Origin of the sequence: Bacillus kexueae (assembly GCF_022809095.1) — a bacterium.
Lineage (GTDB): Bacteria > Bacillota > Bacilli > Bacillales > Aeribacillaceae > Bacillus_BZ > Bacillus_BZ kexueae.
The window spans coordinates 25,079-50,680 of record NZ_JALAZE010000007.1 but is presented as its reverse complement, the minus strand read 5'-3'; the positions used below and the strand labels follow the sequence as shown (position 1 = coordinate 50,680).

The 25,602-nt window shown below is 36.8% G+C and carries 33 protein-coding genes; 19 read left to right on the top strand and 14 right to left on the bottom strand.

The window, feature by feature from the left end; all coding sequences use genetic code 11:
• Positions 1 to 223: 223 nt before the first annotated feature.
• From ML543_RS12290 to ML543_RS12270, 5 genes are all read left to right on the top strand, one after another.
• Complete coding sequence (locus ML543_RS12290) at positions 224 to 1,621, top strand: alanine/glycine:cation symporter family protein (protein WP_243387828.1); 1,398 nt, start codon at positions 224 to 226, stop codon at positions 1,619 to 1,621.
• Positions 1,622 to 1,697: 76 nt separating this feature from the next.
• Complete coding sequence (locus ML543_RS12285; RefSeq protein ID WP_243387702.1) at positions 1,698 to 2,450, top strand: (S)-benzoin forming benzil reductase; 753 nt, start codon at positions 1,698 to 1,700, stop codon at positions 2,448 to 2,450.
• Positions 2,451 to 2,466: 16 nt separating this feature from the next.
• Positions 2,467 to 3,135 carry a response regulator transcription factor gene (locus tag ML543_RS12280; RefSeq protein ID WP_243387701.1) on the top strand — a complete coding sequence of 223 codons (669 nt, stop codon included), beginning with the start codon at positions 2,467 to 2,469 and terminating at the stop codon, positions 3,133 to 3,135.
• Positions 3,101 to 4,453, top strand: a complete 1,353-nt coding sequence (locus ML543_RS12275) for a sensor histidine kinase (protein WP_243387700.1) — start codon at positions 3,101 to 3,103, stop codon at positions 4,451 to 4,453. Before ML543_RS12280 ends, ML543_RS12275 begins: the two co-directional genes overlap by 35 nt.
• Before the next feature lie 191 nt (positions 4,454 to 4,644).
• Complete coding sequence (locus ML543_RS12270; RefSeq protein WP_243387699.1) at positions 4,645 to 5,175, top strand: HD domain-containing protein; 531 nt, start codon at positions 4,645 to 4,647, stop codon at positions 5,173 to 5,175.
• 38 nt (positions 5,176 to 5,213) lie between these two features.
• On the opposite strand, the gene ML543_RS12265 is transcribed toward ML543_RS12270, so the two are convergent.
• Positions 5,214 to 5,771 carry a GNAT family N-acetyltransferase gene (locus ML543_RS12265; RefSeq protein ID WP_243387698.1) on the bottom strand — a complete coding sequence of 186 codons (558 nt, stop codon included), beginning with the start codon at positions 5,769 to 5,771 and terminating at the stop codon, positions 5,214 to 5,216.
• 128 nt (positions 5,772 to 5,899) lie between these two features.
• Here ML543_RS12265 and ML543_RS12260 point away from each other — a divergent pair, with 128 nt between their 5' ends.
• Positions 5,900 to 6,118 (top strand): spore germination protein, encoded by a 219-nt coding sequence (locus tag ML543_RS12260; protein ID WP_243387697.1) that lies wholly within the window; start codon positions 5,900 to 5,902, stop codon positions 6,116 to 6,118.
• A gap of 311 nt (positions 6,119 to 6,429) precedes the next feature.
• Complete coding sequence (locus ML543_RS12255) at positions 6,430 to 6,678, top strand: YueH family protein (RefSeq protein ID WP_243387696.1); 249 nt, start codon at positions 6,430 to 6,432, stop codon at positions 6,676 to 6,678.
• A gap of 63 nt (positions 6,679 to 6,741) precedes the next feature.
• On the opposite strand, the gene hpaB is transcribed toward ML543_RS12255, so the two are convergent.
• Together hpaB and ML543_RS12245 are read right to left on the bottom strand one after the other, a co-directional pair.
• On the bottom strand, positions 6,742 to 8,193 hold the full coding sequence (hpaB, locus tag ML543_RS12250) for a 4-hydroxyphenylacetate 3-monooxygenase, oxygenase component (protein WP_243387695.1): 1,452 nt from the start codon (positions 8,191 to 8,193) through the stop codon (positions 6,742 to 6,744).
• A gap of 395 nt (positions 8,194 to 8,588) precedes the next feature.
• On the bottom strand, positions 8,589 to 8,858 hold the full coding sequence (locus tag ML543_RS12245) for a helix-turn-helix domain-containing protein (RefSeq protein ID WP_243387694.1): 270 nt from the start codon (positions 8,856 to 8,858) through the stop codon (positions 8,589 to 8,591).
• Positions 8,859 to 9,153: 295 nt separating this feature from the next.
• On the opposite strand from ML543_RS12245, the gene ML543_RS12240 reads away from it, so the two are divergent.
• The 6 genes from ML543_RS12240 to ML543_RS12215 all read left to right on the top strand — a co-directional run bounded on the left by ML543_RS12240 (position 9,154) and on the right by ML543_RS12215 (position 13,170).
• Positions 9,154 to 9,390 carry a hypothetical protein gene (locus tag ML543_RS12240; RefSeq protein ID WP_243387692.1) on the top strand — a complete coding sequence of 79 codons (237 nt, stop codon included), beginning with the start codon at positions 9,154 to 9,156 and terminating at the stop codon, positions 9,388 to 9,390.
• Positions 9,391 to 9,611: 221 nt separating this feature from the next.
• Entirely contained in the window at positions 9,612 to 9,752 is a 141-nt protein-coding gene (locus tag ML543_RS12235) for a DegQ family regulator (protein ID WP_243387689.1), read from the top strand.
• 448 nt (positions 9,753 to 10,200) lie between these two features.
• Positions 10,201 to 11,055, top strand: a complete 855-nt coding sequence (locus tag ML543_RS12230; protein ID WP_243387688.1) for a polyprenyl synthetase family protein — start codon at positions 10,201 to 10,203, stop codon at positions 11,053 to 11,055.
• A 40-nt stretch (positions 11,056 to 11,095) separates the two neighbouring features.
• The gene (locus ML543_RS12225; RefSeq protein WP_243387686.1) at positions 11,096 to 11,737 is read left to right on the top strand and encodes a response regulator transcription factor; all 642 of its coding nucleotides are present in this window, start codon (positions 11,096 to 11,098) and stop codon (positions 11,735 to 11,737) included.
• 155 nt (positions 11,738 to 11,892) lie between these two features.
• The gene (locus ML543_RS12220) at positions 11,893 to 12,546 is read left to right on the top strand and encodes an SIMPL domain-containing protein (RefSeq protein WP_243387685.1); all 654 of its coding nucleotides are present in this window, start codon (positions 11,893 to 11,895) and stop codon (positions 12,544 to 12,546) included.
• Between the two features lie 225 nt (positions 12,547 to 12,771).
• Positions 12,772 to 13,170, top strand: a complete 399-nt coding sequence (locus ML543_RS12215; protein WP_243387684.1) for a hotdog fold thioesterase — start codon at positions 12,772 to 12,774, stop codon at positions 13,168 to 13,170.
• A gap of 62 nt (positions 13,171 to 13,232) precedes the next feature.
• Here ML543_RS12215 and mnhG read toward each other — a convergent pair whose 3' ends face one another.
• From mnhG to ML543_RS12180, 7 genes are read right to left on the bottom strand one after another with little or no spacing between them, the layout of a single operon-like run.
• Complete coding sequence (mnhG, locus tag ML543_RS12210) at positions 13,233 to 13,580, bottom strand: monovalent cation/H(+) antiporter subunit G (protein WP_243387826.1); 348 nt, start codon at positions 13,578 to 13,580, stop codon at positions 13,233 to 13,235.
• Complete coding sequence (locus tag ML543_RS12205) at positions 13,564 to 13,848, bottom strand: Na(+)/H(+) antiporter subunit F1 (protein WP_243387824.1); 285 nt, start codon at positions 13,846 to 13,848, stop codon at positions 13,564 to 13,566. The genes mnhG and ML543_RS12205 overlap by 17 nt, the downstream gene beginning before the upstream one ends.
• Entirely contained in the window at positions 13,848 to 14,324 is a 477-nt protein-coding gene (locus tag ML543_RS12200) for a Na+/H+ antiporter subunit E (RefSeq protein WP_243387683.1), read from the bottom strand. The genes ML543_RS12205 and ML543_RS12200 overlap by 1 nt, the downstream gene beginning before the upstream one ends.
• Before the next feature lie 5 nt (positions 14,325 to 14,329).
• Complete coding sequence (locus ML543_RS12195) at positions 14,330 to 15,811, bottom strand: Na+/H+ antiporter subunit D (RefSeq protein ID WP_243387682.1); 1,482 nt, start codon at positions 15,809 to 15,811, stop codon at positions 14,330 to 14,332.
• On the bottom strand, positions 15,808 to 16,146 hold the full coding sequence (locus ML543_RS12190) for a Na(+)/H(+) antiporter subunit C (RefSeq protein ID WP_243387681.1): 339 nt from the start codon (positions 16,144 to 16,146) through the stop codon (positions 15,808 to 15,810). Before ML543_RS12190 ends, ML543_RS12195 begins: the two co-directional genes overlap by 4 nt.
• On the bottom strand, positions 16,146 to 16,583 hold the full coding sequence (locus tag ML543_RS12185) for a Na(+)/H(+) antiporter subunit B (protein ID WP_243387680.1): 438 nt from the start codon (positions 16,581 to 16,583) through the stop codon (positions 16,146 to 16,148). Before ML543_RS12185 ends, ML543_RS12190 begins: the two co-directional genes overlap by 1 nt.
• A complete protein-coding gene (locus tag ML543_RS12180; protein ID WP_243387679.1) occupies positions 16,580 to 18,979 on the bottom strand; it encodes a Na+/H+ antiporter subunit A in 2,400 nt (799 codons plus the stop codon). The genes ML543_RS12185 and ML543_RS12180 overlap by 4 nt, the downstream gene beginning before the upstream one ends.
• Before the next feature lie 240 nt (positions 18,980 to 19,219).
• On the opposite strand from ML543_RS12180, the gene ML543_RS12175 reads away from it, so the two are divergent.
• Positions 19,220 to 19,450 carry a hypothetical protein gene (locus tag ML543_RS12175; RefSeq protein WP_243387678.1) on the top strand — a complete coding sequence of 77 codons (231 nt, stop codon included), beginning with the start codon at positions 19,220 to 19,222 and terminating at the stop codon, positions 19,448 to 19,450.
• Between the two features lie 58 nt (positions 19,451 to 19,508).
• Here the strand turns inward: ML543_RS12175 and ML543_RS12170 are convergent, their stop codons facing one another.
• Positions 19,509 to 20,042 (bottom strand): hypothetical protein, encoded by a 534-nt coding sequence (locus ML543_RS12170; protein ID WP_243387676.1) that lies wholly within the window; start codon positions 20,040 to 20,042, stop codon positions 19,509 to 19,511.
• A 53-nt stretch (positions 20,043 to 20,095) separates the two neighbouring features.
• Positions 20,096 to 20,500 carry a thiol-disulfide oxidoreductase DCC family protein gene (locus ML543_RS12165; RefSeq protein WP_243387674.1) on the bottom strand — a complete coding sequence of 135 codons (405 nt, stop codon included), beginning with the start codon at positions 20,498 to 20,500 and terminating at the stop codon, positions 20,096 to 20,098.
• Positions 20,501 to 20,614: 114 nt separating this feature from the next.
• On the opposite strand from ML543_RS12165, the gene ML543_RS12160 reads away from it, so the two are divergent.
• Together ML543_RS12160 and kapD are read left to right on the top strand one after the other, a co-directional pair.
• Positions 20,615 to 20,830 carry a hypothetical protein gene (locus ML543_RS12160; RefSeq protein ID WP_243387672.1) on the top strand — a complete coding sequence of 72 codons (216 nt, stop codon included), beginning with the start codon at positions 20,615 to 20,617 and terminating at the stop codon, positions 20,828 to 20,830.
• Positions 20,831 to 20,890: 60 nt separating this feature from the next.
• Positions 20,891 to 21,514, top strand: a complete 624-nt coding sequence (gene kapD / locus ML543_RS12155; protein WP_243387670.1) for a 3'-5' exonuclease KapD — start codon at positions 20,891 to 20,893, stop codon at positions 21,512 to 21,514.
• A gap of 37 nt (positions 21,515 to 21,551) precedes the next feature.
• On the opposite strand, the gene kapB is transcribed toward kapD, so the two are convergent.
• On the bottom strand, positions 21,552 to 21,929 hold the full coding sequence (gene kapB / locus ML543_RS12150; protein WP_243387669.1) for a kinase-associated lipoprotein KapB: 378 nt from the start codon (positions 21,927 to 21,929) through the stop codon (positions 21,552 to 21,554).
• Between the two features lie 238 nt (positions 21,930 to 22,167).
• Between kapB and ML543_RS12145 the strand changes: the two genes are divergently transcribed.
• The 3 genes from ML543_RS12145 (at position 22,168) to ML543_RS12135 (ending at position 23,948) form a co-directional block, all read left to right on the top strand.
• Positions 22,168 to 22,938 (top strand): ATP-grasp domain-containing protein, encoded by a 771-nt coding sequence (locus ML543_RS12145; RefSeq protein WP_243387667.1) that lies wholly within the window; start codon positions 22,168 to 22,170, stop codon positions 22,936 to 22,938.
• A gap of 104 nt (positions 22,939 to 23,042) precedes the next feature.
• Positions 23,043 to 23,234, top strand: coding sequence for a hypothetical protein (locus tag ML543_RS12140; protein ID WP_243387666.1), 192 nt, complete (start codon positions 23,043 to 23,045; stop codon positions 23,232 to 23,234).
• Positions 23,235 to 23,390: 156 nt separating this feature from the next.
• Positions 23,391 to 23,948 (top strand): superoxide dismutase family protein, encoded by a 558-nt coding sequence (locus ML543_RS12135; RefSeq protein ID WP_243387823.1) that lies wholly within the window; start codon positions 23,391 to 23,393, stop codon positions 23,946 to 23,948.
• Between the two features lie 70 nt (positions 23,949 to 24,018).
• Here ML543_RS12135 and ML543_RS12130 read toward each other — a convergent pair whose 3' ends face one another.
• Entirely contained in the window at positions 24,019 to 25,281 is a 1,263-nt protein-coding gene (locus ML543_RS12130; protein WP_243387665.1) for a sensor histidine kinase, read from the bottom strand.
• Positions 25,282 to 25,602 lie beyond the last annotated feature (321 nt).

Here is a 25,602-nt window from a genome sequence, read left to right as displayed (position 1 = left end):
GAAATTATTTGAAATAGATGGTATGAATGGGAAGAATGATTGAAAAAATTACTTTGACAACCCAATCCTTCTAATATTATTATAAATTATGTTGTGAAATTAAACAAAAGTAAGAACTATATTTTGATGAATTTCACAAAACAAAATATTGTCAAAAATTTTATTATATTTATATAAGTGAAAGCGTTATCAAAGAAGCGGACGAGAGGTGTTTTCAGACATGATGGACATGCTAAACAAAATAAGTGGACTGTTATGGGGAACCCCCAGTTTGATTCTATTATTTGGAACGGGGTTATTTCTAACAGTCGTTTTGAAAGGATTACAGTTTAGAAGATTGAAATATGCATTTGAACTTGGATTCACGAATAGGCATGAGTCGAAGGAAGCTGAAGGCGATGTTAGTAACTTTAAAGCTTTGATGACAGCGCTTGCGGCAACAATTGGAAATGGAAATATTGCTGGGGTTGCCACAGCTGTCACGTTAGGAGGACCAGGAGCGATCTTTTGGATGTGGATCGTCGGTCTTCTAGGTATGGCTACGAAATATGCTGAAGCCCTATTGGCGATGAAATATCGTGTTAAAAATGACAAAGGTGAATTCTCAAGTGGTCCCATGTATTATGTCGAGAGAGGACTAGGAAAGAAGTTTCGCTTTTTAGCGATTGCTTTTGCGGGCTTCGGTGCTTTTGCAGCGCTCGGGATTGGAAACAGTGTTCAATCGAATACAATTGCTGATGTTGTACATGATAGTTTTGGAATAAATGGATGGGTAACAGGGATTGTTCTAGCAGTATTAACCGCACTCATTGTTTTCGGTGGAATTCAACGAATCAGTACGGTAGCTGGATTTTTCGTTCCGATTATGGCAGTTCTATACATAGGTGGAGCAATCATTATTCTAGCTGTGAATGTTGATCAAATCATTCCAGCGTTTGGAATTATTTTTCATTATGCGTTTAATCCGGTGGCTGCAACAGGAGGATTTGCCGGTATTGTCGTAATGGAAGCTGTACGAAGTGGTGTATCGCGTGGAATTTTCTCTAATGAGGCAGGTTTAGGGACGGCGGCCCTCATTGCAGGGAATGCGAAAGCAGAGCATCCTGTTAAACAAGCACTCGTAGCTATGACAGGAACGTTCATCGTAACAATCATAGTTTGTACAATGACTGGTTTAGTATTAGTAATTACAGGTTTTTGGGATGCGACTGGCGGATTAATTTCTGGTGTTACACATGACCCAAGCCTTGATGGGGGAGCTTTAACTTCTGCTGCGTTCAGTGCCGTATTAGGAAAAGCGGGTGAATACATCGTTGCATTCTCGGTTATTTTCTTCGGTTTTTCAACTATTGTTGGTTGGTATGTTTATGGTGAAAAATGCTTCGAGTATTTAGTAGGTACGAAGGGTATTTTAGGATATCGCTTCGTCTACATACTTGCTTGTGGATTAGGCGCAGTAGCTAACTTGTCGCTCGTTTGGGCATTCGCAGACGTAGCGAACGCACTTATGATGATTCCGAACTTAGTGGCGCTACTTCTACTTTGGAAAGTGGTCGTGAATGAGACAAACGACTATTTCGAGAATCATTACCGAAAAACAGAATGGAAAAGAGCGAGTTAATGAAGGATAAGCATCTTGCTTATCCTTTTTCTTTTTTGCGTCGATTATTTAAAATAGGGGTAAAAGGAGTGTGTTTATGAATTACTACATTATTACAGGTATTTCAAAAGGATTAGGAGAAGCGCTTGTTCGAGAAGTAATGAAGACTGATGCTGTGATTATTGGGATCTCAAGAAATGAAAACAAAGCACTTAAAGAAGAAGCGAAGAAGTATAATACACCTTATCATTTTGTTGAAGGAGATTTAGCAAAAGTTGATATGTTGAATGCTCTTTTTCAACGTGTGATAGAAAAAGTGGACTTAGCTTCAGCATCTTCCATAACGTTTATCCAAAACGCTGGTGTTGTTGAACCGATTAAGCGGGTTGGAAAGATGGATGAAGAGCAGTTGACAACGAGTGTTCATGTGAATTATCTTGCTCCGATGATGTTAGCGAACGCCTTTGCTAATTGGACTCAATCGTTTAATGGAAAGAAGACAGTCGTTCATGTAACTTCTGGAGCTGCTAATCGCCCAATGCACGGATGGAGCGCGTATGGAAGTACAAAGGCTGGTCTAGATTTATTTACAAAATCTTTTGCACTTGAACAGGAAAACGAGGAGAACCCGATACAAGTTATTGGATTTTCTCCAGGAATTATGGATACTTCCATGCAAGAAACAATTCGTTCATCTGATCAAGAAAACTTTCAAGCGCTGGAGACATTCAAAAGCTATTATAAGGAAGGACAGCTTCGTTCACCGCAAATTGTGGCAGAGAAGTTAATGGAACTTTTAAAATCACAAATTATAAGTGGAGAAATTTATCATATTCGTGAATTATTGTAGAAAAGAGGAAATGAGCATGGGGTTTCGGATTCACTTAGTGGAAGATGAAAAGCATTTACATCTTATATTAAAAGGGTATTTAGAAAAAGAAGGGTATGAAGTTCTTTCCTTTTTTGATGGACATTCGGCAATAGAGGCCGTATACGGTGAAAAGCCTCATCTTTGGGTTTTAGATATCATGCTTCCCGATATTGACGGTTATCAATTGATTAAAGAGATTAAGAAGGATAATCAAGATGTACCTGTCATATTTATTAGTGCTCGCGATGCAGATTTAGATCGAATTTTAGGATTAGAGCTTGGAAGTGATGATTATTTAGCGAAACCATTTTTGCCAAAAGAACTAGTCATTCGTTGTCAAAAAATATTAAAGCGCGTGTACCCTGAACAAGCGAAACTTATCCACTATGCGATGTATCAATTAGATGAAGAGAAGCGAATCGTATTACAAGATGGAGAACCTGTGCTTTTAACAGCGAAAGAATATGAACTTTTTGCATTGTTTGTTAAAAATATTGGCAGAGCATATTCACGAGAAGAAATACTGACGTTAATATGGGGACAAGATTATTTTGGCTCTGATCGAGTAGTGGATGACCTTGTTCGGAGGTTACGCAAAAAAATGGCAAAATTACGTTTAGAGACGGTGTATGGATATGGCTATCGCCTCATTGAAGCAGATTAAAAATAGGCCGATTCAACAACAGATGCTCATTATTTTGATTAGCTTTATTTTATTTATTGGACTTGCGTTTGTACTCATCATTCCTTCGACGCTCAATTCGTTCTTTACAAATGAAATGTTTAAATCCATTGAGGATGCACAGGGGCTTATTTCGACGAAAAGTGAGTTGTCTGAACTCCCAACTGAACCTGAAATACAGACGTTACGTTCCGTACAACACGTGTATATTCAATCGAATGGAACCATTTATCAAGGTGCTAATCTGCCCCGTTCTGCTTTACGCGTCTTATATCAACAAGCCATTAATCAAGATGAAACATCAAAGCGTTACGAACTCGATGTCAATGGCCAAGAAATGTTATATGTGATATCGAAAAGGAATTTTAATGGTGTACCAGTTTATCAAGTTTCATATCTATGGGATGCTTATCGGAATGAATTAGTCAAAACGTTGTTAAAGAGAATTTATTTAATTCTCTTTCTGATTTTAGTTAGTGGCGTCTTCATCTCCTTTTTCTTATCTAATTGGTTCGTGAAACCGTTAGTAATCATTAAAAATTATGTCCATCAATTATCCAAACGGAATTGGGATTTAGAACTGAAACTTGAACGGCAAGATGAAATTGGGACTCTTGCCAATTCAATAGATATTATGAGAAAGCAGCTGAAAGCTCAAGATGAGATGCAACAAAATATGTTACAGCATATTTCCCATGATTTGAAAACACCTGTTATGGTCATTCGATCTTATGCGGATGCCATTAAAGATGGTGTATATCCTGCTGAAACGCTAGAAGGTACAGTCGATATTATTGAACAAGAGGCTGTTTTGCTTGAGAAGAAAATAAAAGCATTGTTGTATTTAACGAAACTTGATTATTTAAAGACAAAAGGGACGGTCAAAGAACAGGTAAATCTGAAGGAAGTTATCGAAAGGGTCTTATTTCGATTTCAAGGAAAACGGAAGGACATTCAAATCTCGACAGAATTACAGGACGTAACAGTGATAGGCGATCCTGAACAATGGAATACATTTTTTGAAAACTTAATTGATAACTTCTTCAAATTTGCGAAGACACATATCTCGTTAACCATTACTGAAACAGAGGAAGGGCTTCAAGGAGTATTTACGAATGATGGAGAGCCCTTTGAACAAAAGATTCTACCGTATCTCTTCCAACCCTACATGAAAGGAACAAAGGGGCATTTCGGGTTGGGACTCGTCATCATGAAACGGATAGCAGATTTGCACGGAGCGGTATTAACGGCTGAAAATACAGATAAGGGTGTTCAATTTTTGTTGAAATGGAGAAGGTGATTTCAATTCCCTTCTCTATTTTTCATACATTAACAGTTATGTCCATATGTATTAATACAATCATTGTTTTACAGATTCGTAAATTTGGTTCTGAATTTCTCTGACATTCATACATTTTGATATCTAACAAGACCGTTGCAACTTCGACTGTCATATGATATTCTAAACAGAAAAACTTAGGAGGGATGGTTGTGAGAAAGGTAACATTAATGGATGTTTTCACCCATCCAATCGCTCAAAAGTATTTAACACGTTCGGGTGTTGCCCATGCGATTCAAACGGCGCAAAATGCTTATGCATTAGCCATTCAATATCAAGTCGATCCTGATTTAGCTACAAAAGCTGCACTATTGCATGATATCGGCCATTATGAATGGTATACTGACGGAAAGTGGGATTATGAGTTATATAAGAAAAATGATATCCACGCCATTAAAGGGGCGGAGCGTGCTCATAAACTGCTAATCAGACTAGGGGAAAATCCGAAATCAGCAAAGCAGATTGCGTTGGCTATCTTGTTGCATACGGATTCTTACTTGCCAGAAGGTCAGTTAAAGCAAAATGCACTTCAAAAGGTTGTGAGAAAAGCCGATGAAATGGACGAAGAACCAGGTGGCGGCCATCATTACAAAACGATAGAGAAGAAAGTGGCAATCGAAAAAATTAAAGAGCTTGATCAAAAGGTTGAACAGTTTCGGCAGCCCCTAATTAAAACCGTATAAAATCCACCAAATGTTCGGTGGATTTTACAATGATTTTTTTAAGGCTGTCTTTTTTGCTTGATGTAATCTTTTTGTACAAGTCCGTAAATGACAATATCGTGGTAATGATCATATAACCACTCATCCTCTTTTACAATCCCTTCTTGTTGAAATCCTAGGCGTTCAGGTATAGCTCGGCTTTTTTTATTTTGAACACCGCATCGTATTTCTACTCGATTTAAATCCAATTCGAAAAAAGCATACTCAATCACTTGTTGTACACATTGTGTCATTATCCCTCTTCCTTCGAATGGTTCGGCTAAAAAGTATCCAATACTTGTTTTTCGGTTATTCCAATCAATATAGTGAAGGCCGAGCATGCCAGCTAGCTGTCCGTTATATCGGATTCCTCCTTGAAATCCGTTATTATTGGCAAATTGATCAAGCCACATAGGGATAATGGTTTCATAGTCTTGGGGTGACCTCATATTATCTACCCACGGGAGCCATTGCCGAAGGTGCTTCCGATTTTGATTAACGAGTTGAAATAACTCATTCGCATGATGGAGCTGTAGTAATTGGATATACGTCGTGTGATTAACCGGTAAAATAAACATAAAGTACCCTCTCTCTAACTTTTTTTATTATATTCGTTAAAAAATTGGAAAGCCCTTCAAGGTAATCGTCACTCGCCTAGTTAAAGTTGCATATTGTAAAAGGAGTTAAATACATCGAGGTGATTATAATGCCTGCATTAGTAGGTGCAATTGAAGTTGAAAGAGTTGGAAGCGGGGCATTTAAGGTGGGCGATACATTTTCCATTTCGCCAAAGGCAAACGTAAAGGTCGCGTTAGGTGCTGGGACATCCAACACAGGTGATAGGATGAGAACCGTTAACATTCGAAATTCATCCACATCTTTTAATCCGTCAGTAAGTGACCAGTCTCAAGTATTAAACAACTAATAGGATCTTTATTAGAGGCTGTTTACTAAAAGATTGTTGTTTTTAGTTATAGCATTAAATGCGAAAGGCGGACGCTTTCCGAACTTGTACAGGATGTGATCGTTTTTAGGGGCAGCCCATTCGATCATTCTTTCTTCTATTCACGAGATACTCTGCGGTGTCTTCGTTTAAAAAGAAGGCCTAAAAATTATCTTTTAAAAAATCGATAGATAATCATCCAAATCAACGAACCGAGTAAAGCTCGGTTTTTTTTCGTTTGACAACCTGTTTTATAATAATAAGTAGGGAAATTAATCAAAGGAGAGATCAATTTGAAAATTAGAAAAGCGAACATTGTACATGAAGGAATGAAAGTTGAAAAAGTATACCTTTATGAAAACAAAAAAGAAGAATACACGCTTGTATCCATTCCGGACATTGAGTGGTCCACAATCATCCCTTATGAAGAGGAAACAAGTACATTAGGTGAGAGGCTAACGCAATCACTTCGTTCACGAACAGTTGAAGAAATACATACTCCTTTAACGAAAAAAATTGTTCAATGGGTTCGAGAGATGTAAAAAAGCAGAGCAAAGAAGCTCTGCTTTAACTTTTGAAGGGGAAGTTAAGGAAAAGAGAAAGTTTTAATTTGTTCGATTTAGAAATTGACGTACTTGTTCCATATATTGGTCACGATTGTACCCAAAATATAAATTGGAGTGAAGGCGTTCTGGGTCACCAAAAAAGTACTGCTCATAAAGGGTTTGTCTTGAGCCAAAATTGCTCATTGTTAAATCCCATGCCAGTCGGAACAATTTAGTTCGTTCTCTTGCGTTCAATGTGCTTGTTTGTAAATATTGGGATAAATCTTCTTTTATCTCCACGCATTCGAAATCGTTCTCAGTTGGTAAAGCAATCATACCACTTGCACCGATTCTTTGAAGCATTTGAGTCCACTGTGGATATAACTTTGTAAATAAGTTGACAGCAACGAATAAGGGATCACGATTCGGTGTAGTAGTTCCCCACATATCGATGGTGGCTTCATTTTCCGCCCGAAAGAGTAACGACTTTAATGTTTCAAGTCCCATAATCATATCACTTATTTTCTCTTGAATATGGTGATACTCTGAAATATTTAAAGAAGTGATTAACAATTGTGCTGTTCCAATAAGAAACTCCGTCTTCACAATTTGACGACAAATGACTTGATGTAACGTATGAGGAATAAAGCTGCTCAATTGAAACATTTTTTGTGCTATTTGGACATTGTTATAAATAAATACACGGTCCCAAGGTACAAGGACATTGTCGAAAACAAGGATTGTATCCATTTCGTCGAATCGAGACGATAGCGGGTGATCGAAGGCGGATTCACTTCCATAAAAGGAAGAACGACCAATAAACTTTAACCCGCTAGAGTTACTTGGTATCGAGCATGAGAAGGCATATTCCTTCTCTCCACTCGGAATGTTTTTAGAAGGAAGCACAATGACTTCATCTGTCATCCCCCCTTCTGTTGCTAGAAGTCGTGCACCTTTAATGACTATGCCCTCACTTGTTTCCTTTACAATTTTCGCTGCGATAGGCTCTGAGCTGGACTCTTGATACGCAGATGAACGATTCACTTGAGGATTAATGAAGCTATGTGTAAAAGACAAATCTTGTTCTCTTGCCGTTTCAAAAAATTGTATTAGATTTTTAGCGTAAAAGGCGTCTTGTTCTTTTAATATTGATGACGCCGCAGCAAGGGTCATCAATGCTGTATTCATATAATCAGGGGATCTTCCCATCATTCCAGCCGTATCCTTCGCCCACGTTTGAATCATGTTCCTTCGTTTACTTAGGTCCTCAATTGATTTTGGTTCCAAATAAGAAAGACCTACCCGATTACCTGTTAGCGGAGAAGGAAACGTCATATGCGATAAGTAATCTGAATGAAGTTGTTTATCATATAGGCGTGCTTTTGATTTCATTGCTCCCTTATAGGCAAGATGTTGGGAAATAGGGCCGACAATTTTCTTTCCATCCACCCATACATCATGCTGTAATCCGTCGATCCTCTTTATATACTCATTCCCTGATATAGCGGGCATTTTCTTCACCTCTACTAAGCATGTCACTACATACTATATGAGGATTCAATCAACCAGGTGAGCAATGATTTTGTAGGATTATTACGAATTTTATATAAAGGATATTAATTATGCTTGTCGAACTTAACGTAGTAACAAAGTGTGAACGCTTACAATAAAAGGGAGGGAGTAAATGTATTACCCTAATGACTTTTTAAAAGGGATGTTCTGGGGAACTATTTGTAGCATACCATTATGGATTTCTTTCTTTGGTTGGGTCAAAATCATATTGAACTTGTGGAGCTATTTTTCGTAAAAAAAACCTCTACAAAAGAGGCTCATAGTGCATCATGTAATGGTCAATAAAATTTACGTAAAAAGTGGCTAGCAAAAAAGTATGTGTAAGGTTTGGAGTGTTAGTTTGTGACTTTATAAACGGATGGATTAGATGTTTGTTCGGGTTGTTCTACCAATTCTATGATATCTGTTATTTCCACATCTAAAACAGAACAGATTTTGGCTAGTTTATCGAGAGGGAGTCTTTTCGTTTTATTATGGCACATTTCCCACACTAGCGTATGGCGAATATCAGCTTTTCTCGCTAACTCTCGCTTTGTCATTCGGCGTTTCTTTAAAATAGAATCGAGTTTTATTTGTACTTCATAATGCTTCTCCAACTTCTTCATTTGATTACCCCCCGACAATCACGATTAAATTTAAAAAATATTTTAACAACTTTAGCGCGTTTAAGCAATAGAAAATAGAGGATATCATGTTGAGATAGGAACGAATGTTTGTCAAATTCGAATATTTTTAGAGGGTTTTTCCAAATTTTCTAGAAATAGAACAGTAAAGCTGTTTTCAAATTTTTTTATGAGGTTAGTGAAAATGTACCTTGAAATCAGTTCACAAAAAGCTAATCTACTCCACGATGGAGTGCAACTAATTTCTGGAAACAGCGAATGAAATAATTGAAGGAGGTTGCAAACTCAATTGGTGAAGAATCCAACCATTTACGTATTAGATGATCGATTTGTTGCGGAATTTTCGGTCGAAGTGGGAGAGTATGAAGCCAAGGTTGAATGTTTAATGGACAAGGAGAATGTGCTTGATTACACCATTGAGTTTAACGGACCTGTTGAGAAAAGAAATGAAATGATTCAATATGTGCAAAAGAAAGCAAAAGAAATTATGAGAAACCATCTAGTTCACAGGTAAATCATACAATTTACCTGTTTTTTTAATTTTAGGGATAAAAATGGTATGGGATAAATCATGATATTTAGCCTATTGCGTTTTGTTGCGGTATCACGCATAGATATTTCGTATACTTTTTCGGTTACAACATATCCTTCTTCCGATACAATATAAGTAGAAAAAAGGTTCGTTATAGGTAAAAAGATTGGGATGTATCTTTTCGTTACAGGAGCGTGATACGATTGAAGCAACAAGAGATTGAAAAGCTAAATGAAATTTTCATGAAATTAGAAGAAGAAATACAAAAAACGAAGCACTCATTGTATTTAATTAATAAAAGCATCGAGAAATATGACCAATATCAATATGTAAAGCCTTGTTAACTTATCCGACCCAGTTCTTAAATAGGTCGGATTTTTTTTATTGTTACAGAAAGTTTAAGTTCAATAAAGAGTATTCTCTTTACAGTTTTTTTGGGTGTCTAGCTCCAAGCGCCATCAGCTCGGGTCGATTCGGCCCTGCTGTGGCGACGGAAGCCTCCTCGCAGGTCCTCCAGCGCCCTTCGCCTAAGTACTTGCGCTTTGCGCTTTTTCTGTGAAAATACTCAACAATTCTCCTGAATCTCTCCACACTATCCCCTTTCGTCAAATGAATAAAAAAGTGAAACGAAGCAATTGAAAAATTTGTCGAATTTATATCAAAAAGAAGTCGAATATAGTAATATGGTTTCTAAAGGGGGGAGAAATCATAAAAGACTTTTTACTTATAAACAAGAAAAAATTTCAAGAAACTATAGAAGATATCCTTCATCATTATATAGAATTAAACCCTTTGAACCAATTGATTTCTCGCTTTGTAAAATCGAAACAGTCCTTCCATTTTGCACAATTAACTTATCTTCATTTTTGTCTTTTTGGAGGAAGTGGAAAAGATGAAGAAGTTTATAAGCTAGCAGCTGCTGTTGAGCTTTGGATTCTTTCATTAGATATGCTAGACGACTTTGAAGATAATGATAACGATCAAGAGCTATGGATGAAGGAAAATCGAGGAGTTGCGTTAAATAGTGCAACATTGCTGTATACGCTCCCTCATTTAGTCATAAACTCCTTACAATCTCCTCATAAACATAAAATTAGTGAGTATTTTCACCACTATTCCTTTCGAGCTATGATTGGTCAACATCAGGACTTGGCCGAAACTGTCACAACTGAAGAAGAATGTTTAGCGATCATGAGGAGAAAGTCAGGGGCCTTGACAGCATTAGCTGCAACGGTAGGAACGATATTAGCTAATGGAGATTGTGATGATTCCATCCATCAATATGCTACTGAATTAGGTGTTGCGGCCCAAATAGATAATGATTTCAATGGACTTTTTCAAGAGAATAAAGAAGACGGGAAAACGGAAAAACCTTCTTTGACAATGTTATACATAAAGAATTCGGATTGTGAAGCCTGTCAGAAGTTACGTGAATATGCTAAGAGTCGTCATGATTTTACCACTTTTTTTGGAAGTAAACAGGCGTATATGGATGTCCTTTGGGAGACCGGGGTTGTTCATTATTTGCAAGTAATGAAGCATTTAGCCTTACATAAAGCCAAAAAAGTAATCGGAGAGATGAGTATAGAAAGTGATACGAAAGAAATATTGTATCAACATTTGTTTGATGAGATGCCCAATTTGTAGATAGCTGATACTATGCCAGATGAACGAAAGGAGTACGTGTATGATTCATATACTTGTCATTGATGACCATCCGGCAGTTAGAGAAGGAACTAGATCTATTTTAGAAAGTGAACATGATATAACGGTAGATTGTCTAGAACCACCATTTACAGCAGATGTAATGAACAGTCTTGATTATTCTAAATTTGATGTTATTTTAATGGATATGAATTTAGGAGAGATTAACGGGATTGAGCTGGCGAAAACGATTTTGGAAAACTCAGTTTCTTGTAAAATCCTTTTATATACCGGCTATGATATCGGTGACTATATTGAAAAAGCAATTAGTATAGGAATACATGGAGCTATTAGCAAAACAGAAACGAAAGAAAAAATTCTTCAAAACATTCGGCACTCCCTACAAGGAGAAATCATTCTACCCTATGATTTTGTCAAAAAATTAGTTCAACAACATGTTCAACATGAAAAGCAAATGGAACAAATTCCTACATCGTTAACCGAAAGAGAAAAGAAGATTATCGAAGAAGTAGAAAACGGACTTACGAATCAAGAAATTGCTGATAAACTTCATTTAAGTAAACGCTCCATTGAATACAGTTTAACGTCTATTTACACAAAATTAAATGTGGGTTCTAGGACAGAAGCAGTCCTTGTAGCGAAGGCTGAAGGGTTTATCGACTAAGCTTAATTATAATCATGAGAGAGGTGTGATGAGAAAAGATTAGCACCTCTCGTTTATTTATATGGAAGAATGAATAGCCTTCGTGTAAAACCTTGGAATGGATAGTACCTCCTTATTCATATATTGTGGATAAAAGTTTAAGAAAGGGGTCTCTCATGTACCCAAATCCACAATATGTTCAACGTAATAAAGTAATGGAACGAAATTTAATTGTGACGGGGAAAGGGTCTGTTAAAGTAAAACCAGATACGGCTCTAATACTTATTGGAATGATTACGGAAAATGAAAAGCCTCAACTTGCTCAAAAAGAAAATGCTAAAGTGACAAATCAGGTTATTCAATCATTAATTGGAATGTCCATTTCAAAAAGTGATATCGAAACAGTTAATTATCAAGTACAGCCGAAATATGATTATCCACAAGGAAAACCACCAACTTTAATCGGTTATGAAGTCACACACACCATTAAAGTTTCGACGGAAAAACTGAGTCAAATCGGGGACATTATGGAGGCTGCAACTGAAAACGGTGCTAATCAAATAGGAAATCCACAATACGATGTGAAGAATACTCGAACGTATGAAAAGGAAGCATATGAAAAAGCAATTCAAGATTCGATAAGAAGGGGTAAAGTTATTGCCAATGGATATGGAGCTTCCATCGTATTACCACCTCAAAAAATAGAGGATGTCAGCGGAAGTCAGCCGATAGGTCCTAAACGAATGATGTTACAATCAGCAGAAACTTCGATTATGCCACAAGAAATAACGATTCAGGCGCAGTTGCTAGTCCATTTTCAGTACCAATAATATAGATTAAAGGGAATATTTAGTAATTTTACAAAAATGAAACAATTACTCAATATTAACATGATGTTTTTCCTTTAGTATTGACTATAAGACTACTCAATGTACGGTTTTATGGGGAAGGAGTTACATCATGGATTTTATGAACGTGTTTCCGATACTATTATTGATGTGTATCTATTTTATTTTTGTTGTAGCGGTCTTAAGAAGATAAGGGAGGAAGTAACGGTGAACGTAAATTTAGAAGGAACACTTGTATCAACTTTAGGAATTGAAATTGAAAAAGCAGATCAAAAGGAAGTTCGTGCGAAAATGCCGGTTGATGAGAGAACACGTCAACCTTTTGGCCTTTTGCATGGTGGAGCTTCTGTTGCTTTAGCAGAAACTGTTGCAAGTATTGGTGCGTTTTTTCATATTGATCCTGAAAAAGAAGCGGCGGTAGGATTGGAAATTAACGCTAATCATATCAAAGGAAAGAAAGATGGATTCGTAACGGCTATTGCAAAACCTGTTCATCAAGGGAGAACGACTATGGTATGGGAAATTCGCATCGTAGACGAAGAAGAGGATTTAATTTGTATCTCAAGATGTACGATGGCAATTGTGCATCGAAAAGGTCGCAACTAATCTCCTGTACGGAAAAAAGAAGGGACTGTCCAAAAAGTACAGCCCCTTCCTTTTTTTATGTTTTATTTTCCTTTTTTCGCTTGTTTAAGCTCATCTTGCACGCTGTTTTTCCATAAAGGCGTGTTTGTATGATACGCTGCACGACTTATTAAGTGACCTGCAACAGGTGCTGTTAAGAAGACAAATACAATTCCTAATAGTACTTGCGTATTTACATGACCTTCGATAAGCCAAAAGTATAAGAACACTCCTAACATTATCGAAATAACACCCAACGTTGCTGCTTTTGAAGCGGCATGGTTACGCGTATATACATCAGGAAGACGTAAAATACCAATTGAAGAAATAAGGCTTAATATAGCACCCTGGAGAATTAAATAACCGATAAGAATTTTACTGATCACGATCATTTTCAACAATTTCTCCTTTCTCCAGGAATTTTGCAATGGCAACCGTTCCAATAAAGGCTAAGATTCCAAGAAGTAAAATGACGTCTAAAAAAGCATTCGTCTTTAATACAACCGAAATAATAGCTGTAATGGCAATTAAATTAATACCAAAAGCATCTAAAGATACTGCACGGTCTGGAACGGATGGACCTTTTATGAGCCTGATGATTAATAGAAATGAGGAAATAGCAATTAGCGCTAATGAAATGATTATAACAGTCTCAAACATCATCGGCTCACCTCCTTAATAGCCTTTTCAAAGCTTTCTCGAATATCTTGACGTGCTTGTTCTACATCATCTAGATCCATCGCATGAATGAATAATGTTTTGTTATCGTCTGATACATCGATGACGAGTGTTCCAGGTGTTAATGTAATTAAATTAGCTAATAGTGTAATCTCCCAATCTTTTTCAAGCGTCGTCTCCAACGAGAAAATTCCTGGTTTCATGTTTAACTTTGGTGAAATAATGACTTTTAACACCGATAAATTAGATAAAATGAGCTCTTTTATAAAGATGAGCAATAGTTTAATGACGGCGATTACATTGTATAAGTAAAAGCGTCTGTGGAAGAATCGTCTTAGGGCAAAGATAATGAAAAGCCCTAAGACATATCCAACCACGAAGCTAGATGCAGTATAACTGTTTTGTAAAAACATCCAAATAAACGCAATCAAACTGTTCAATAAAATCTGAAATGCCATACCATCTACTCCTTTAATACGGCTTCAATATAGATTGATGGGTCAAGCAGCGTTTCAGCAGCTTGGACGACATATGGAGAGACGATTTCGATACCAAATCCATAGAGAACAGATAAAGCAATTAAAAGGGCGATAGGCATGAGCAGCCCTTTCGTTGAACCTTTTTCTTCTTCTCTTGATAACACTTGTTCTCCCCAGAATCCATTCATGAAGATCTTCATGACAGAATAAAGCACGAGAAGACTTGAGAGCAAGACAATCATCGCCATTACATAGTCGCCGTTTTGGAAGCCAGCTTCGATGATTTTAAGCTTACCGATAAATCCGCTTAATGGAGGAACTCCTGCAAGTGCTGCTGCTGCAACGAAGAACATCCATCCTAAAAACGGATGATTTTTAATGAGGCCTCCCATATTTTTGAGGTTACTTGTGCCAGTAATCACGATAATCGCACCTACAAGTAAAAACAATGCGCCTTTGATAAGCATGTCATGAATGAGGTAGTAAACGGAACCTTCAATACCTGCCTCGTTAAACATCGCCACTCCGAATAAGATGACGCCGACTGCTGTAATGATGTTATAAATGATGATTTTTCGAATGTCTAAATAAGCAATGGCTCCGATAACACCGAATATAATCGTTAACGTTGCCAGCCATGCAATTATCTCATGTGTGAAGCCGACTTCATGAACGAAAATAAGGGTGAATACACGGGTAATAGAGTAAACACCAACTTTCGTTAACAATGCTCCGAATAAAGCTGTAATAGCAGAAGGTGGAGCTTGGTATGAGCCTGGTAACCAGAAATACAATGGGAAGATGGCTCCCTTTAACCCGAAAACAATTAAAAATAACACGGAAATGACAGTCATAATACTTGTTTGCCCTGCTTCAGCAACGCGGACACTCAAGTCTGCCATATTTAACGTACCTGTAACAGCGTATAAAAACGCAACTGCAATAACAAAAAGCGCTGACGAGATAACATTGACTAAAATATATTTAATCGACTCACGCAATTGAATTTTTGTGTTCCCGTGAACAATTAAGAAGTAAGAGGCCATGAGCATTACTTCGAAAAATACGAAAAGGTTGAAAATGTCACCTGTCATAAATGCGCCAGTGACCCCTGTTAGTAAGAACATAACAGCTGGGTAGAAGAAAAACTTCTCTCGGTCTATACCGATGGAACGAAAAGCAAATAGTAAGCAAGCAAAGACAATGACATTTGTTGTCAATACTAGAAGGCTTGCATACATATCCGCCACTAACACAATTCCAAACGGAGGTTTCCAGCTTCCTACCTCTAGCGTTTGAATCCCGTTCGTGTATACCCGTTGAACAAGAGTAACTGCAATTACAATACTGATTAAAGAAGCCAAGCTACTTATCCATTTTTGGACGGCAATTCTCTTCTGAAAAAATACGAGTATAATGCCGGTCAATAACGGTAATAAAATTGGCAAAATGATAAAATTATTCATTGTTGATCATTTCCCCTCAATTGTTCCATATCATCTGTTCCAAGTTCTTGATACGAGCGATAGGCTAGAACTAAGAAAAAGGATGTGACTCCAAAGCTAATGACGATGGCCGTTAAAATTAGCGCCTGTGGCAAAGGGTCAACAAATGATGCTGCCTTTTCGCTTAGTAATGGAACAGTTCCTTGTTTTAACCCACCCATTGTTAAAATCAATAAGTGTGCTCCATGACTTAACAATCCTGTGCCGATAATAATGCGAAGCAAACTTCTGGAAAGCATTAAATAAGTTGCAGCCATAAATAAGATACCGGCAACAATTGACATGATTATTTCCATTATTCCGTCTCTCCAATCGTTTGAATAATGGTCATCGTTACTCCAATGACAACTAAATAAACGCCAAGGTCAAATAATACGGCAGTTGCTAACTCAGTATCTCCTAAAACCGGTAAATGAAAATGTCCGAATGTATGAGTTAAAAACGGTACGCCGAAAATAAACGATCCTACACCTGTCATGACTGCAATAAACAGTCCGACAGCGGTCATCATAATGTAGTTTACCGGCAAAATTTTCTTTACGGTTTTAACATCGTATGCGATGAGGAGAAGGACAATCGCTGAGGATGTCATTAGTCCACCGATAAATCCGCCACCTGGTGCATTGTGACCAGCGAAAAATAAATAAAGCGAGAAAATCATGATGATGAAGACCACGATTTTCGTAATCGTCTGTAAAATGATGTCGTTTGTTTTTCTTCCGGCTTTCTTCATCCTTCTTCCCTCCTTGAAAGACGCAGCTTAATCATGCTGTAGATAGCAAGAGCAGCAATACCGAGTACAGTAATTTCAAACATAGTATCGAAGCCGCGGAAGTCTACAAGGATGACGTTTACCATGTTTTTACCGCCACCAAGCTTATAGCTGTTTTCAATAAAGTAAGAAGCAATAGTTTCAGAAACTCGTTCACTGTTAGCGGAAATAGCAATTAACGTTACAATAACCCCTACTCCGAGTGAAATGATAAAGTTCACGAGGCGGAAACGTAACTTCTGTTCACGTCGCTTAAGCTCTGGTAAATGATAAAACGCTAAAAGGAATAAAGCGACTGAAACAGTTTCAATAATCAACTGAGTAAGCGCTAGGTCAGGAGCTCTAAATAATACGAAAAAGAGTGAAAGTGAATATCCAACTGACCCAAGAGCAATAATGGCTGTTAATCGCGAAGTTGAGAATAAAGTTGTTAATGTACCTGCAATCATAACAAGAGCTAAAATTACCTCATAGATGCCAACCGGAGCAGTTTTGCTTACGTCCAATGAAAACGCTCCTAAGCTTGCCATGCTCGCCCCAAGCATTACGATTAAAAAGGCGAAAATGTAAACGAGGTAATCACGTATAAACCCAGTCATATAAAATTTCGTAAATCGGCTACTTGAAGAATCAAGAGCAACTAAGGATGAATCATAAAATGTGTTTAATGTTAGCTTTTCAGGTTGTAAACCATATACTTTTTTCCACTTTGTTAAAGTTAAGAACAAAATGGTACCGAGTAAAACGACACCAATTGTCATGAATAATTCCGGTGTGAATCCGTGCCACATTTCAATATGGACATGGAAATGTTCACTTTCAGCTAAAAGACTCGGTAAGATTGATTTCATAGCTGGTTCAATCAATGTGTAAGCTAATAGATCTGGGAAAAATCCAAAAATGACTACGAGTGAAGCTAATACAATTGGCGGTATTAACATACCAATTGGTGCTTCATGAGGCATTTTCTCTAGTTTCTCCTTTTGCAGTTTTCCAGTAAACGTTTTAAACACTAGTACCATACTATAAAGGAATGTAAAGACACTTCCGATCCAAGCGATAATTGGTAATAACATTCCCCACGTATCGGCCTGGAACATATTCATTTCTAACACACGCAACATACTTGTAAAGAACATCTCTTTACTTAAGAAGCCATTAAATGGTGGAAGTCCTGCCATTGAAAAGGCGCCAATGACGGCAATGGTGAACGTAATTGGCATAAGGCTCATAAGTCCACCGAGCTTTCTTATATCACGTGTACCTGTTTCGTGGTCAATGATACCGACGACCATAAACAAGCTTCCTTTAAAAGTCGCATGGTTAATTAAGTGGAAAATAGCAGCTAATGTTGCTACAGTGTAGTATTCGAAATTTTGATAATGTAAGGCTGCGGCACCTACACCTAATAAAGACATAATCATGCCCAGCTGACTGACCGTTGAGAAAGCTAAGATAGCTTTTAAGTCAGTTTGTTTGACCGCGTTAAAACTTCCCCAGAATAATGTGAAAATTCCGAATAGGGATACGGACCAAAACCATTCTGCGCTAAAAGCAAAAATAGGGCTAAAGCGAGCCACTAAATAAATTCCGGCTTTAACCATCGTAGCGGAATGAAGATATGCACTTACAGGAGTTGGCGCTTCCATTGCGTCAGGTAGCCAAATGTAAAATGGAAACTGCGCAGATTTTGTGAATGCACCAAGTAGAATTAAAATCATTGCAAAGATGAAAAGATCATGTGACAAAATAGTATCAACTTGTGCAATCGTTTCTCGAATGCTAAAAGTTCCTGTCATTAAATAGAGGAGTATAAACCCTCCAAGCATTGACAATCCGCCGAAAACGGTAATTAACATAGATTTCTGTGCACCATAACGTGATTTCTCACGATGATACCAATAACCAATTAATAAGAAGGAAGAAAAGCTCGTAAGTTCCCAAAAAGTATATAAGACGATCGTGTTATCGGATAATACGACACCAAGCATCGCCCCCATGAACATAAGGAGATACACATAAAAAGTGTGTAGCTGTTCTTTTTCCTTAGACAAGTAATAAATGGAATAGAGAACGACTAAAGAGCCGATTCCAGTAATTAATAAGGCAAATAAAAGCCCGAGCCCGTCCACATAGGCTGTAAAGTTTATTCCAAGAGATGGAATCCATTCTACTGTTTCGATAACCGTCTCATAGTGAGTACGATTCAATAAAAATTGTAAGAAATACAGAAAGAGAACTACAGGTAAAAGTAACACAAACCAACCCGTATGTAGCTTTGGGAAAACTTTATATACTAGCGGTACAAAGATGGCAAATAAAAAAGGCGCTAGTATAGCCCAATGTAAAAGCGTCATGAATTAAACCTCCTAACATCCTCTCTCCAACATTTTCGCAACATGATTTTGTTTCTTCCTAATTCATAATAGCTACCTTAGTATTTACGAATCCACTTGCGACTATGTTCCAAAATTGGAAGAAGTGTTTTTTTATTCAATTTTCATTTCAAGTTCACATGACCATAAATATCGTATCAAATTTTTGATTAAATGTATATTTTTTTTGTCATGTCCCAAAGATAATATTGAGGTGGTAAAATGACGAGAAAAGTTGTTACCGCATGTTCGATCTTCGGAATTATGTTTGGATCGGCTTGGTTCGTGCATGAAAATACAAAACGAACGTATACGAATGTCGATCAGTCGCAAGTAAACAATATTATTCAAACAACTGATGCAGCGATTGTTACGAATCGCCTATTCGAAGAGGATGTATTCGAATCATTCCTTCCACGTGAGTATATTCGTGTGTTACCAGCCAATAAATGAAAAAACGATTCGGCATGACCGAATCGTTTTTTCATTTATTAATGGATAATTTTCCCTTTCACTCATAAAGAAAAGGATTTGAATTAAAACTTGATCGTGAAGGTGTAACAAAAAGGACAATCCACATTGGAATAATGATAATTGAAGTTAGCATGAGCATAAATAGGAATAAGGACCACGGGTTCATTTCTTTTTCAGTCGTTTGAATGTAACTTGAATAAAAGTCCATAGCAATTTCATTTTGTGTAATGTTGGAATAAGACAAAAATTCCTGATTGTTATTATCCCAAATGAGAAGCTCTCTCTTGTCAAAATAAATAAAACCATCTCGCTTTTCTTCAAAGCTTACAAAGGCAATTGTAAAATTGCTTTCGTATTCTGTTATCTCATCCCCGTTTACTTTTGTTACCGTTCCATTTGTGGTCATCTCGTCCAATACGACGAATGAGTTTTCATCGTAGTAGGAAACTTCTGCTCTCAAATGCTTTTCTAGTGCTTCAGAAAAACTGGGGGAGATTTCTGATTTTGCGGCAGATGTTGATGGACTAATCATGAAAAAAATAATCATACACATAAAAATAAGACGTTTCATATTTGATCCCTCCGCCATATTTTTATGTGCATTTAACAATCGTTAGAACAAGTTTAATACTCTAGAAATTTCTTTTTTAAATCTGTAGTTAAAAACATGCAAGAGTCTGTTTTTCCAAACCATGAAATACGATTTTTGGCAACCCATTTATAAATATAATCACGAACAGGGGTTGGAATTATGTATAGAAAACGAAGCCACTGCCATTTCCATTTCAAATATTTTGCGACTTTAAGAACGGCCGTAGAATGAGTATAGGCTACACCGTTATGAATGAACACGATCGAATCGGAATAATTGAGAGGAAAAGAATAGTGACCAAGAAGATTCTGCCCTGTTTTTGATTGTAAAGAAGCGAACCGTAAGTGATCTCCTTCTTCATTCTTTAACAAAAATTGAACGGATTTATTACATAATAAACATTCTCCATCGAACAAAACAATTGGGTTCTCATCCATATTGACCCCACCTTATAATTGTTATACTTCTATTTTATCGTAATTCTTCTATTGCATTAAAGCGAATAAATGGCTTTTTTTCTTAGGCTCAATTATAAAAGGTTGTTGCTTTTAGTGTTTATTGCTGAGAATCGTTCGCTAGAAGCTAGGAGCCGAAACGAGACAGTTCCCCGCGGAAAGCAAGTGTCCGTAGCGCAATGTTCAGCAGTCATTTTAAAAATGACTGAAAAAGAAACAATCTATACGAATACAGCTTTAGTGAAAGAGCACAATTTTACAAAAAGTCGCAATAATTTATGGAAATATAAGATAATTATTGATTTAAAGTGATATAATGGTAATAAAATATAAAATCGGTATGCATATATCAGGAAGGAGGGAGTCATCACTTTGGAGTCTTCTCACCAGTATCTTTTCATTGATTTTGAATTTACGATGCCAGAAGGAAAGTCTTTGCCGAAAGGCTTTTTTCCAGAAATTATTGAGGCAGGGTATGTTGTCGTTTCTGCCAATAAAATCATCAAGAAATATTCTTCTTATATCAAACCAACGTTTTTCCCTTCATTAACTAACCGATGTAAAAAATTTTTGCAAATATCTCAAGAACAAGTAGACCTTGGAATAACCTTTCCAGATTTTATTCAGCTTCTTCAACAAGATGTATTCGAAAATCGTACTACTGTCGTTACTTGGGGCAATATGGATATGAAAGTCTTAAGACAGAATTGTCATAAGCATCGCCTCCCATTCCCATTTCAGCATAAAGAACTGGACTTATCCATGGAGTATAAAAAATTTTTTGGCGACCGAAATCAAACTGGTCTATGGAAAGCTGTTGAAGCGTATGGAAAGAAAGGAACCGGAAAACACCATCGTGCTCTAGATGATGCTTTAACAACGTATAAAATTTTTCAATTAGTGGAGAAAGATAAACAGTATTTAGCGAAACCGAAACCAACGACAATTGGTGAACGAGTGGATTTATCAAAGCTTTTAGGAAAATTAGCAACTTGAAGGCCAACTACTCATTAAGTAGATTGGCCTGCTTTCATTATTCAGCAAACTTATAGTCTATTTTTAATTGAGAAAGGCATTGAAGAGACTTTTTAGCCCAATCGCTTTCGTCTTCTTCAAGTTCATGCACTAACTTCGTAAAAGCATTTTGTAATGATTCCTTATAAGAAGGTATATCTCCAGCATAGGGCTTAACCATTGTTTTCGGAATATTTGTTTGTTCATTATAGCTCAAAGCTTTTCGCTCATGAAAAAGAGGTACATTAACTTGTTTTGGATTATGAAGGTCTCCTTGCATTGGATGCTTTAAAACGGCAAGGACTTTCACTAAATAATGATTAGGACGGATGTTTGTAATCTCCCCGATATATTTCCCTGTTTTATAAACCCCAGTAACTTTGTCTCCAATTTCCATATCGTTCACCTTCTTTTAATTAGTAGATTGTCATTATTTTATCATGTATTCTTGATTAAATGGCTCGACGAAAGGGGAATTGCCGACTAAATCTGATTATTTTCGCTACAAAAAAATTCTCCAAAAGTTTCATAAAAAAATATCTTCCCATTGTAGGTATTAACAGATTATAATCCTATTGATGACGTCATCTCTTGCATTTATTTTACTTGGAGAGGACAGGGATGAATGATTGTACGTGAGCTTTAATCCATATCGATCACTAGGGATGAAAAATGTCCGCTATATAAAGCCGGAAAATATGTTTCGACATATTGAGGAGATCAAAGAAGCGGAATATCTATTATTTCCTGAATATTGGCAAGTTAATACGCTTTATTATGGTTTGAAAAAGGATATTTTTCCTTCAATTTCAACCTATCATTTAGGGCATACGAAGGTCGAAATGACTCGCGTGCTTCAAGCAACATTTCCTTTGCATGTGCCGTTTACGCTCATAAGGGCCAATACTGTTAGTAATCAACAGGAGATACTTGAAACTTTTGCATTTCCTTTTATTGCAAAAGATATTCGCAATTCAATGGGACGGGGCGTTTTTTATATAAAAAATGCATCAGACTTTATAAAGTATGTTGAAACACATGATGTGTTGTATGTACAAGAATTATTACCTATTGAAAAGGATATGCGCATCGTATATGTAGGCGATCAAGTGATTGAATCGTATTGGCGCGTAAACGAACAACATGAATTTTTAACGAATGTATCACAAGGTGGAAAGGTCATATACGATGATATACCGCAAGAAGCTATACAGCTAGTAGAATCGATTGCTCGGTCGCTCTGTATTAACCATGCAGGTTTTGACATCGCTGAAGTAGATGGCCATTACTATATATTTGAATTTAACGTCTTTTTCGGTAATACAGGTTTACGGAACCCTTATTACCATCACCATGTAACGAATTATTTACTGAAAGAAAAAGAGTTGCTGCTTCCAGCTAACTAAATTTAAAAAGGGATTGAAGTGTTTTTAGCACATTCAATTCCTTTTTTATTGAATATTTTTGATATAGTAAAAAGGAATAATGACAAATGAAGGGGGAGATAAGGGTGCTATCGTTTATACTTTATTTTCCAGAAGATAAAAGTGAATATGTAGGAGCTTTTTTACAAATGATTCCTTTTCTTCTTTTGAGTATCGGTGCTTTATGGTTTTTTATACGCTTGTCGAAAAAAGAACAACGTAAAGCGGATGAGTTAGCAGAGAAGCTTCTAAACAAAGAAAGTGAGAAACGTGAGTAATCTATCAGCTAGGTGTGCAGATATGGTGTGCGTCCAGTTTCCTAACGGGACGTTCAGATTGGACAACATCGTGATAAGACCTTTCGCATAAAATTGAGCTCAATTGCAAAAAATGAACGTATACAAGATTTCGTATACGGAGGTTTTTATGTGAAGATGAGATGGATGGTATTGGCACCATTTCTCCTAATTACAGGTTGTGCAGCGGATAATACTACAAAAATGTCGGTAGAAATGTTTAATCAAGTTGGTGATTCCTTAGGTTCAATTGAAGTAACAGAAGAAGCGGAAGGTGTCAGTTTTGCAATATTGTTAGAAGGGCTCACACCCGGGGAACATGGGCTGCACATTCACGAAAAAGGAGATTGCACACCACCAGATTTCACTGGTGCAGGCAATCACTTTAATCCTGATGAAAAAAAACACGGGTTGTTACACCCAGAAGGTGCACATGCAGGTGATTTACCTAATATTATCGTTGATGAAAATGGAGTGGTAGACGTTGAAATTACAGCTCCTAACGTAACGCTAAAGAAAGGAAAGAAAAACTCTTTATTACATAAAGATGGAACTTCAATCATTATTACAGAAGCAAAAGACGATGGAATGACGCAGCCATCAGGAGATTCTGGAAGCCGAATTGCCTGTGGGAAAATTACAGAAGAAGAAGCGAAAAAAGCAGATAAAAAAGAAGTTCAAAAGGAAGAAGAGTAAGATGAATACAACGTTCGTCGCCCGATGAGGAGATTCCCATCGGGCTATTTGTATAAATTGAATGTATGAATTAAACACGTGTTTCATCTGTTTTTGGAATTGAAACACGAACGGTTGTCCCTTTATGTATGGTGCTTTGAAATTGAATATGGCCATTGTGTAGGTCAATGATTGAGTAAGCAACCATGAGTCCAAGCCCTGTGCCTTTTTCTTTTAACGAATAAAACGGTTCGCCTAATCGTTGAAGTTGTTCTTGTGACATTCCTTCACCATTGTCGATTATTTTTACTCGAACAGAATCTTTAGAATCGTATGCTTCAATGACAACCTTTCCATTACCATCTTCTGTAGCTTCAATAGCATTTTTAATTAAATTAATAAAAACTTGTTTTAATTTATATTCATCACCGTAAACAAAAAGAGACGGTTGGATAGATGTTTCTAATTTTATGTTCTTTAAATGAGCATATGAAAGCATAAGTGTACTTACTTCTTCAATCATTTTTGAAAAATGTAGTGATTCTTTTTCAATATATTCTTGCTTTGCTAAATTTAAGTAGTCCGAAATAATTTCCTGAGCACGATCTAATTCGGATAAGATAAGTTTGGTGTACTCACTTTCTTTATCACCGTTTTTACGGTCCATCAGCTGGATGAAACCTCGCACAACTGTAAGAGGGTTTCGTACTTCATGAGCAACGCTAGCAGCTAGCTCGCTCACAACTGACATTTTTTCTGACTGAATAAGTCTCATTCGAAGGCGGACATTTTCAATAATATATTCAATAACTGAAATGGTTAATAAACTAGAGATGCTGATGAAAATTGAAATGATGACCAGTTTTGATTCTAATTCGGGAAACTCATGCCCGTGAAGCGTAGTTTCAAACAAATATAATAGTACGACAGGGATGCATCCGATAAAGAAACTGGTAACATAGCGCAATCTCTTTTTCATTTTCTTCCACTTGTTTGTTATGAAAATTAGAATAAGAGAATAGGAAGCGATGTAGTATAGATGAACATCGGTATAAGGTTGGATTATGAATGTATAGAGTAAAATGCTAATAAGAACAATGATTCCGTTTTGATAACCACCATAAAAAAAGCTTACCATTAGTGGGATTGTAACAAGTGTAATAGGTAATAACGTTTCAATACGAATTGGGTATGTTAGGCAAAGCAAAGCAGATAAAAGAATTAAAGTAAGAAAAAGAAATTGATTTGGTTTTATACTGCTTTGAATTTGTTTACTTAACCATAGAGAATGATAGAGTAATAACGGGATAAAAATAAAAGCTAGCTGAAGGATTAATTCTTTTATAAGTTCCATACATACTCCTTAAAGGGATAAATAAAATATATCTTTATTGTAATATTTGGAATACATTAGCACAATATTGGAGAAAGAAGTCATACATCTATTAACGGAGGGAGGTTTTGCTCCTTTTGTTGGTGTCTAGCTCCAAGCGCCATCAGCTCGGGTCGCTTCGGCCCTGCTGTGGCGACGGAAGCCTCCTCGCAGGTCCTCCAGCGCCCTTCGCCTAAGGACTTGCGCTTTTTCTGTGAAAATAAAAATTACCTATGAGCTGAATGATCGATCATGATAGGTAGATGGTAGAAAGAAAAAACCCCGTGGAGAATAAATTTTCAT

Bases quoted from the DNA above. Each gene is read 5' to 3' on its own strand.
- ML543_RS12290 (WP_243387828.1), top strand. From the start codon at position 224: ATGGACATGCTAAACAAAATAAGTGGACTGTTATGGGGAACCCCCAGT.
- ML543_RS12285 (WP_243387702.1), top strand. From the start codon at position 1,698: ATGAATTACTACATTATTACAGGTATTTCAAAAGGATTAGGAGAAGCG.
- ML543_RS12280 (WP_243387701.1), top strand. From the start codon at position 2,467: ATGGGGTTTCGGATTCACTTAGTGGAAGATGAAAAGCATTTACATCTT.
- ML543_RS12275 (WP_243387700.1), top strand. From the start codon at position 3,101: ATGGATATGGCTATCGCCTCATTGAAGCAGATTAAAAATAGGCCGATT.
- ML543_RS12265 (WP_243387698.1), bottom strand. From the start codon at position 5,771: ATGTTTATTTTACCGGTTAATCACACGACGTATATCCAATTACTACAG.
- ML543_RS12260 (WP_243387697.1), top strand. From the start codon at position 5,900: ATGCCTGCATTAGTAGGTGCAATTGAAGTTGAAAGAGTTGGAAGCGGG.
- hpaB (WP_243387695.1), bottom strand. From the start codon at position 8,193: ATGCCCGCTATATCAGGGAATGAGTATATAAAGAGGATCGACGGATTA.
- ML543_RS12245 (WP_243387694.1), bottom strand. From the start codon at position 8,858: ATGAAGAAGTTGGAGAAGCATTATGAAGTACAAATAAAACTCGATTCT.
- ML543_RS12225 (WP_243387686.1), top strand. From the start codon at position 11,096: ATGATTCATATACTTGTCATTGATGACCATCCGGCAGTTAGAGAAGGA.
- ML543_RS12220 (WP_243387685.1), top strand. From the start codon at position 11,893: ATGTACCCAAATCCACAATATGTTCAACGTAATAAAGTAATGGAACGA.
- mnhG (WP_243387826.1), bottom strand. From the start codon at position 13,580: ATGATCGTGATCAGTAAAATTCTTATCGGTTATTTAATTCTCCAGGGT.
- ML543_RS12205 (WP_243387824.1), bottom strand. From the start codon at position 13,848: ATGTTTGAGACTGTTATAATCATTTCATTAGCGCTAATTGCTATTTCC.
- ML543_RS12200 (WP_243387683.1), bottom strand. From the start codon at position 14,324: ATGGCATTTCAGATTTTATTGAACAGTTTGATTGCGTTTATTTGGATG.
- ML543_RS12195 (WP_243387682.1), bottom strand. From the start codon at position 15,811: ATGAATAATTTTATCATTTTGCCAATTTTATTACCGTTATTGACCGGC.
- ML543_RS12190 (WP_243387681.1), bottom strand. From the start codon at position 16,146: ATGGAAATAATCATGTCAATTGTTGCCGGTATCTTATTTATGGCTGCA.
- ML543_RS12185 (WP_243387680.1), bottom strand. From the start codon at position 16,583: ATGAAGAAAGCCGGAAGAAAAACAAACGACATCATTTTACAGACGATT.
- ML543_RS12180 (WP_243387679.1), bottom strand. From the start codon at position 18,979: ATGACGCTTTTACATTGGGCTATACTAGCGCCTTTTTTATTTGCCATC.
- ML543_RS12175 (WP_243387678.1), top strand. From the start codon at position 19,220: ATGACGAGAAAAGTTGTTACCGCATGTTCGATCTTCGGAATTATGTTT.
- ML543_RS12170 (WP_243387676.1), bottom strand. From the start codon at position 20,042: ATGAAACGTCTTATTTTTATGTGTATGATTATTTTTTTCATGATTAGT.
- ML543_RS12165 (WP_243387674.1), bottom strand. From the start codon at position 20,500: ATGGATGAGAACCCAATTGTTTTGTTCGATGGAGAATGTTTATTATGT.
- kapB (WP_243387669.1), bottom strand. From the start codon at position 21,929: ATGGAAATTGGAGACAAAGTTACTGGGGTTTATAAAACAGGGAAATAT.
- ML543_RS12135 (WP_243387823.1), top strand. From the start codon at position 23,391: ATGAGATGGATGGTATTGGCACCATTTCTCCTAATTACAGGTTGTGCA.
- ML543_RS12130 (WP_243387665.1), bottom strand. From the start codon at position 25,281: ATGGAACTTATAAAAGAATTAATCCTTCAGCTAGCTTTTATTTTTATC.